Below are 7,109 nucleotides of genomic sequence, written 5' to 3' on the forward strand. Positions count from 1 at the left end.
GCTCGGCATCCAGCTCTTAGGCTTTGTTTCTGTTGCCGCTTATGCGGCGGTTATGATGATCATTACCTTTAAGATCATCAAGAAGACCGTCGGACTCCGTGCTTCCGCTGAGGAAGAGATCGTGGGTCTCGATATTACCGAACACGGTCTGCCGTCAGCCTACGCAGGCTTTGCGGCTACTGCTGAGGACTATAGTGTTTACGGTGAAGACGTCACCGTCGTACTCGGCGATACCCCCGTTGCCGAGGCGGTCGAGGTCAAGACCGTTCCCACATTTGAAAAGGGTGACAGCAAGTTCACAAAGATCGAGATCATCTGTAAGGAAGCCCGCTTTGAAAGGCTCAAGAGAGCGATGGCGAAGCTCGGCATCACCGGCATGACCGTCACCCATGTCATGGGCTACGGCGCTCAGAAGGGCAAGCCCGAATACTACCGCGGCGTACCGCTCGAAAGCAACCTGCTGCCGAAGATTCAGGTCGAGATGGTCGTTTCCGCTATCCCTGTGCGTGACGTCATCGAGACCGCAAAGAAAGCGCTCTACACCGGCCATATCGGCGACGGAAAGATCTTTGTCTATGATGTGGAGAACGTCGTCAAGATCCGCACCGGCGAAGAGGGCTACGCCGCCCTGCAGGATGTAGAATAAAGGATTTACGGGAGCCGAAACCGTTCCCTTCAAAATACCGGATAATAACTCTCAACAGCGTTGCCTTTTTCTGAGCGGCTCCCTTAAGTCACAGACCCCGAGGATCACTTCCCCGGGGTCTGCATTTTGTCTTATATATTATTTTCCAAATCTCTCTTGCCGTACATCACTCTCAGGATGGAAACGGTTTGAGTGCTTTCCTCTACCGAATAGAACACCAGATAATTGTCAACAGGCATCAATCGAATATCGTTTTTATAGACAGAAAATCGCTTTGGCAGTTGATCGAGGTTTTCGATCTTGCTTTCCAATCGGGATAACACCGCTTCCGCGTTTTCCGGCGATAGCAAAGACAAAGCAATATATTCATAGATCGCACGAATATCATTATCCGCCTGTGATGAGATGTTTACCGTATAATTCACAGTTTATAATCCTTTCTGATATCGGCAAACGCTTGCTTTGATTCTTTGATTTTGCCGCTCTTGACGTCATCGATCCCTTTTTGTAGTTCGAGGTCGATCTCCTTCTCGGGAAGTTGATTGAAGTTCAATACACTTTGTTCGGGCAATTTCAGCTCAAACGGCATTCCGCGCTGCAATATGATCTGCTTGTAAAACATATTGATCGCATTGGATGCGGGAATTCCGAGTGCGGATAGTATACTTTCTGCTTGCTCTTTTAATTCCGGTTCGATCCTCACATAAAGGTTTGCGGTTTTTGACATTATCAATGCTCCTTTCCGTGTGTTCTGTGTATATTATACACGATTGTAAGCACAAACGCAATACATCTGACCAAAATAGTACCGGATCATTTCTTGACAAACAACATGACAAGTAATATAATACTTGATGGCAAAGACGCCTTGGATCTCCAAAGCGTCTTTGCCTTTTTTATGCTTAAAAGAGGTTTTATGATGAACAGTATCCATGAAGAATGTGGCGTGTTCGGCATCTACAGCACGGCCGACGATGATTTAGCGGCGTTGACCTATTACGGACTGTATGCCCTGCAGCACCGCGGACAGGAAAGCGCCGGCATCGCCCTAAACGATGACGGTGTGTTCCGCTGTATCAAAGGCGAAGGCTTAATCAGCGAGGTGTTCAGCGGCGAAAAGCTCAAATCCCTCGGTACAGGTCATATCGCGGTCGGTCATGTGCGCTATGCCACCACCGGGAGCAATGCCGCGCAGAATATCCAGCCGCTCTTAGTCAATCACCATAAAGGCAGGATGGCGCTGTGCCATAACGGCAATCTGTCTAATTCCTATCTGCTGAGGACACAACTGGAAGAAAACGGCGCAATCTTCCATACTACCACCGACTCCGAGGTCATCTCCTATATGGTCGTTCAGGAGCGGCTGCGCCATGGCTCGATCGAGAATGCCGTCAGCGCGGCGATGGAGTCGATTGAGGGCGCGTACTCGCTCGTGATCTGCTCGCCGCAAAAGCTGATCGCCGTTCGTGATCCGCACGGATTCCGTCCGCTGTGCTACGGCGTGACCGATAATGGCAGTGTGGTATTCGCCTCGGAATCCTGCGCGCTGGACGCGGTCGGCGCCAAGCTCGTCAGAGATCTGCGCCCCGGTGAGATGGCGATCGTCGATAAAAACGGTCTGCGATTTGACACGGCGCACTGCGATAAAGAGCCGAAACACTTCTGCGTATTTGAATACATCTATTTTGCGCGTCCCGACTCGGTGATCGACGGCGCTTCCGTCAGTCAATGCCGTCAGAGAGCAGGCAGATTTCTCGCGAAGGAACACCCTGTCGACGCGGATATCGTCATCGGCGTCCCGGATTCGGGCTTGGAGGCAGCGATCGGGTACTCGTATGAATCGGGGATCCCATACGCCATCGGTTTCACCAAGAACAAATACATCGCGCGTACCTTCATCACCCCGGGACAGGGCTCGCGTGAAGCGGGCGTGGGGATCAAGCTCAACCCGATCCGTGAGATCGTCAAAGATAAGCGCGTCGTGTTGATCGACGATTCGATCGTGCGCGGTACGACCTGCCGCCGCATCGCCGAGTTGTTATGGCAGGCAGGGGTCAAGGAGATCCATATGCGCGTCAGCGCGCCGCCCTTTATCCATATGCGCGTCAGCGCGCCGCCCTTTGTCGCTCCGTGCTACTACGGTACCGACATCGACTCCGCCGATGTGCTGATCGCCAATCGAATGAGCACCGCTGAGATCGCAAAAGAGATCGGCGTGACCTCGCTCGGTTACCTCAGCGTTGAAAATGTCAGGCTGCTGACGGGAACGGACAGCGGCTTTTGCACGGCTTGCTTCGGCGGAAGCTATCCGACCGCGATTCCCGACAAAACCGCAAAAAACCGCTTTGAAACCAAAATCAGTGAACAGCAAAAGGGATGAATAAAATGTACGACAGATCAAATTTTGATCGTAAATTGATCTTAGAAAACGGCGCCGTATTTTACGGAAAGGGCTTTGGCTGTACGGACGACAGGATCGTTGAGATCGTCTTCAACACCTCGCCTGTCGGCTATCAGGAGATCCTCTCCGACCCGTCATATACCGATCAGGGCGTCGTCATGGCGTATCCGCTCATCGGCAACTACGGCATGGCGGACGACGATTATGAGTGCGATACGCCGACCATCGGCGCGCTGATCGTGCGCGAGTACAACGGCGAGCCGTCCAACTTTCGCAGTAAAGAACCTTTAGAGGATGTGATGAAGCGTTACGGCATCGTCGGTATCAGTGAGATCGATACCAGACGGTTGATCCGACATATCCGGGATCACGGCTCCTGCAAGGCGCTGATCACCTCTGCCGACACGCCGCAGGAGATGATCGAAAAACAACTGAAAGATACTTCGCTCCCGCATGACGCGGTCAACCGCGTCAGCAGAAACCGATTCCAAAGATACGATTCAGCCGAGCATCTATATCATGTCGTCGCCATCGACTGCGGTATGAAAATGAACATCGTGCGCTCACTCACACAAAGAGGCTGTGATGTGATGGTCGTTCCGTGGAACGCACACGCGCGTGATATCCTTTCGCTTGATCCCGACGGCGTTTTCTTATCCAACGGCCCCGGCGATCCCGAGGATGTTCCCGAGGTGATTGATGCCGTGAAGGAGCTGATCGGCACTGTTCCGATCTTCGGTATCTGTCTGGGTCATCAGATCCTGTCCCTCGCCTACGGTGCGAAAACCTACAAGCTGAAATTCGGTCATCGCGGCGGCAATCATCCTGTTAAAAATCTGCTGACAAATAAGATCGAGATCACCTCACAGAATCACTCCTACGCAGTAGATGCCGAGAGTCTGAAAAAAACGCCGCTCACCGCGACGCATATCAATCTTCTGGACAACACGGTCGAAGGCGTCGAGTGCGCGAAAAACGCCGTCTTCGGCGTGCAGTATCATCCCGAATCCGCTCCGGGGCCGCAGGACAGCTCCTATCTGTTTGACCGGTTTATCAATTGGATGAAGGAGGCGAAGGACAATGCCTAAGAGAACGGATATCAAAAGGATCATGGTCATCGGCTCGGGTCCGATCGTCATCGGTCAGGCGGCGGAGTTCGACTACGCCGGCACACAGGCTTGCTTGGCGCTCAGAGAAGAGGGCTACGAGGTCATCCTGTGCAACAGTAATCCCGCGACCATCATGACGGATACCATGATCGCGGACAAGGTCTATATGGAGCCGCTGACCCTTGAATATATCGCGAAGATCATCCGCAAGGAGCGCCCCGACGCGATCCTGCCCGGTATCGGCGGACAGACGGGCTTGAATCTGGCAATGGAGTTAGAACGCAAGGGTGTACTGAAGGAATGTCAGGTCGAGCTGCTCGGTACCTCCTCAAAGAGCATCGAGCGCGCCGAGGACAGAGAGATGTTCAAGGAAATGTGCGAGAGTATCGGCGAGCCTGTCATCCCCTCACAGATTACCTACAACCTTGATGAAGCGAAAAAAGCAGCCGCGGCGGTCGGTTATCCTGTCGTACTTCGTCCTGCGTTCACCCTCGGCGGTACAGGCGGCGGCTTTGCAGACAGCGAAGCTGAACTCTTGGAGATCGGCAGACAGGCGTTTGCCCTCAGTCCCGTCCATCAAGTGTTGATCGAAAAGTCCGTCAAGGGATATAAGGAGATCGAGTATGAGGTCATTCGTGACGCGAACGATACCGCGATCACCGTCTGCAACATGGAGAACCTCGACCCGGTCGGCGTGCATACCGGCGACAGCATCGTTGTCTGTCCGTCTCAGACCCTGACCAATAAGGAATACCATACGCTGCGTGACAGCGCGTTGAATATCATTCGCACCTTGAAGATCGAGGGCGGCTGTAACGTACAGTTTGCGCTTGATCCGCAGTCCTTTCAATACTATGTGATCGAGGTCAACCCCCGTGTGTCGCGATCCTCGGCGCTGGCTTCTAAAGCCTCAGGTTATCCGATCGCCCGCGTCAGCGCAAAGATCGGCGTCGGACTGCGGCTCGAGGAGATTCCGCTTGCCAATACGCCCGCGTCATTCGAGCCTGCGCTCGACTATGTCGTGACGAAGCTGCCGCGCTTTCCGTTCGACAAATTCGCCTCCGCTCCCAACACCCTCGGCACCCAGATGAAGGCGACAGGCGAGATCATGGGCGTCGGCAGGACGTTGGAAGAAAGCCTGCTCAAAGGTATCCGCTCACTGGAAACAGGGGTTGATCACCTCTACCTCGAAAAATTCGATAGTATGGCGACAGATGAACTGCTCTGCTATATTCGACAGGGCACCGACGACCGTATCTTTGCGATCGCCGAGTTGCTCAGGCAAAACATTGATATTGACACGATTTTTGAACAGACTGCAATCGATCGCTTCTTTCTCCGCAAGCTGAGAAATATCATCGATACAGAGCGTGATCTGAGCGATCATATCCATGATGAAGCCGCGTTATATCACGCAAAGCGAATGGGCTTCTCCGACAAGGTGATCGCGCGTTTGTGGAATACCGATGAATTGACGATCTATCATACCCGAAAAGAAAAAGGGATTCTCCCGATTTTCAAGATGATCGACACCTGCGCCTCCGAGTTCAAGAGCTATGTGCCGTACTTTTATTCAACCTATGAGGAAGAGAATGAAAGCGTCTGCACCGATCAGAAAAAAATCATCGTGCTCGGTGCGGGTCCGATCCGTATCGGTCAGGGCGTAGAGTTCGACTACTCTACCGTTCACGCGGTACAGACCATTCGTTGTTCGGGTTATGAAGCGATCATCATCAATAATAACCCCGAGACCGTTTCCACCGACTACACCACCGCCGACAAGCTCTATTTCGAGCCCCTCACACCCGAGGACGTCATGGCGATCATCGACTTTGAGCAGCCCGAGGGCGTTATCGCTTCTTTAGGCGGTCAGACCGCGATCAACCTCGCTCAGCCGCTGATGGACAGAGGCGTGAAGATCATCGGTACCGACTGCGCGGCGATCGAGAGAGCCGAGAACCGCGACAGCTTCAACGCGATCATCAAGGAGCTCGGTATTCCGCAGCCCGCGGGCAAGGCGGTTACCTCGATCGAAGAGGGCGTAGCGGCAGCCGACGAGATCGGCTATCCCGTGCTTGTCCGTCCGTCGTTCGTGCTTGGCGGCAGAGCAATGCAGATCGTAAGTAAGGAAGAAGATTTACGCCACTATCTGAAAACCGCTGTTGAAATCGATGAAGATAAACCTGTTTTGGTCGATAAATACATCATGGGTAAGGAGGTCGAGGTCGATGCGATATGTGACGGCGTTGACGTATTCGTCCCCGGTATCATGGAGCTTGTAGAGCGTACAGGCGTTCACTCAGGCGACTCCATCTCCGTTTATCCCTCTTTCTCTATCTCCGACAAGGTCAAGGGTATCATCCTCCAGTATGCTAAGAAGCTCGGTAAAGCTATCGGCATCATCGGTCTGTACAATATCCAGTTCATCGTTGATGAAAACGATGACGTTTATATCATCGAGGTCAACCCGAGATCATCGAGAACCGTTCCGTTCCTATCTAAATCCACAGGTTACAGCCTCGCGGATATCGCGACCGAGGTCATCCTCGGCAAGTCGCTCAAGGAGCAGGGCATTTTCCAGCTTTATCCCGAAGAGAAGAAGCGTTACTATGTCAAAGTCCCGGTATTCTCCTTCCAGAAGATCAAGGGTCTGGACGCTTATCTCTCTCCCGAAATGAAGTCTACCGGTGAAGCCATCGGTTATGATAAAAAGCTGTCGAGAGCGATGTACAAGGCGCTCGTTGCGGCAGGCACCAAGGTGCAGAACTACGGTACCGTCATTGTCACCCTTGCCGACGAGGATAAGGAAGAAGCGATCCCGCTGGTGCGCCGCTTCTACAATCTCGGCTTCAACATCGAGGCGACCGACCTGACCGCAAAGGTCATGCGTGAGCACGGTATCAAGACCCGCAAGCTGGGCAAGATCAGCGAGGGCAGCACCGAGATCCTCGAC

6 protein-coding genes are annotated in these 7,109 nt (G+C 53.0%); 4 read left to right on the plus strand and 2 right to left on the minus strand.

What is annotated here, in order from left to right; genetic code table 11:
• On the plus strand, window positions 1-646 hold a 646-nt coding region (locus R2I50_RS09965; RefSeq protein ID WP_316608991.1), incomplete at its 5' end, for a P-II family nitrogen regulator.
• 131 nt (window positions 647-777) lie between these two features.
• Here the strand turns inward: R2I50_RS09965 and R2I50_RS09970 are convergent.
• Both R2I50_RS09970 and R2I50_RS09975 read right to left on the minus strand, forming a co-directional pair.
• The gene (locus tag R2I50_RS09970; RefSeq protein ID WP_316608992.1) at window positions 778-1,071 is read right to left on the minus strand and encodes a type II toxin-antitoxin system RelE/ParE family toxin; all 294 of its coding nucleotides are present in this window, start codon (window positions 1,069-1,071) and stop codon (window positions 778-780) included.
• Window positions 1,068-1,373, minus strand: coding sequence for a type II toxin-antitoxin system RelB/DinJ family antitoxin (locus R2I50_RS09975; protein WP_399552886.1), 306 nt, complete (start codon window positions 1,371-1,373; stop codon window positions 1,068-1,070). Before R2I50_RS09975 ends, R2I50_RS09970 begins: the two co-directional genes overlap by 4 nt.
• A 189-nt stretch (window positions 1,374-1,562) precedes the next feature.
• Here R2I50_RS09975 and purF point away from each other — a divergent pair, with 189 nt between their 5' ends.
• The 3 genes from purF to carB all read left to right on the plus strand — a co-directional run.
• Entirely contained in the window at window positions 1,563-3,026 is a 1,464-nt protein-coding gene (purF, locus tag R2I50_RS09980; RefSeq protein ID WP_316608993.1) for an amidophosphoribosyltransferase, read from the plus strand.
• Between the two features lie 5 nt (window positions 3,027-3,031).
• Window positions 3,032-4,135, plus strand: coding sequence for a glutamine-hydrolyzing carbamoyl-phosphate synthase small subunit (gene carA, locus R2I50_RS09985; protein WP_316608994.1), 1,104 nt, complete (start codon window positions 3,032-3,034; stop codon window positions 4,133-4,135).
• Window positions 4,128-7,109, plus strand: a 2,982-nt coding sequence (carB, locus tag R2I50_RS09990; RefSeq protein WP_316608995.1) for a carbamoyl-phosphate synthase large subunit, incomplete at its 3' end; no start/stop codon positions are given. The genes carA and carB, both read left to right, overlap by 8 nt.

This window comes from uncultured Ruminococcus sp. (assembly GCA_902785355.1).
In the GTDB taxonomy this organism is placed as follows: Bacteria; Bacillota; Clostridia; order Oscillospirales; family Acutalibacteraceae; genus Ruminococcoides.

Bases quoted from the DNA above. Each gene is read 5' to 3' on its own strand.
- R2I50_RS09975 (WP_399552886.1), bottom strand. From the start codon at position 1,373: ATGTCAAAAACCGCAAACCTTTATGTGAGGATCGAACCGGAATTAAAA.
- purF (WP_316608993.1), top strand. From the start codon at position 1,563: ATGATGAACAGTATCCATGAAGAATGTGGCGTGTTCGGCATCTACAGC.
- carA (WP_316608994.1), top strand. From the start codon at position 3,032: ATGTACGACAGATCAAATTTTGATCGTAAATTGATCTTAGAAAACGGC.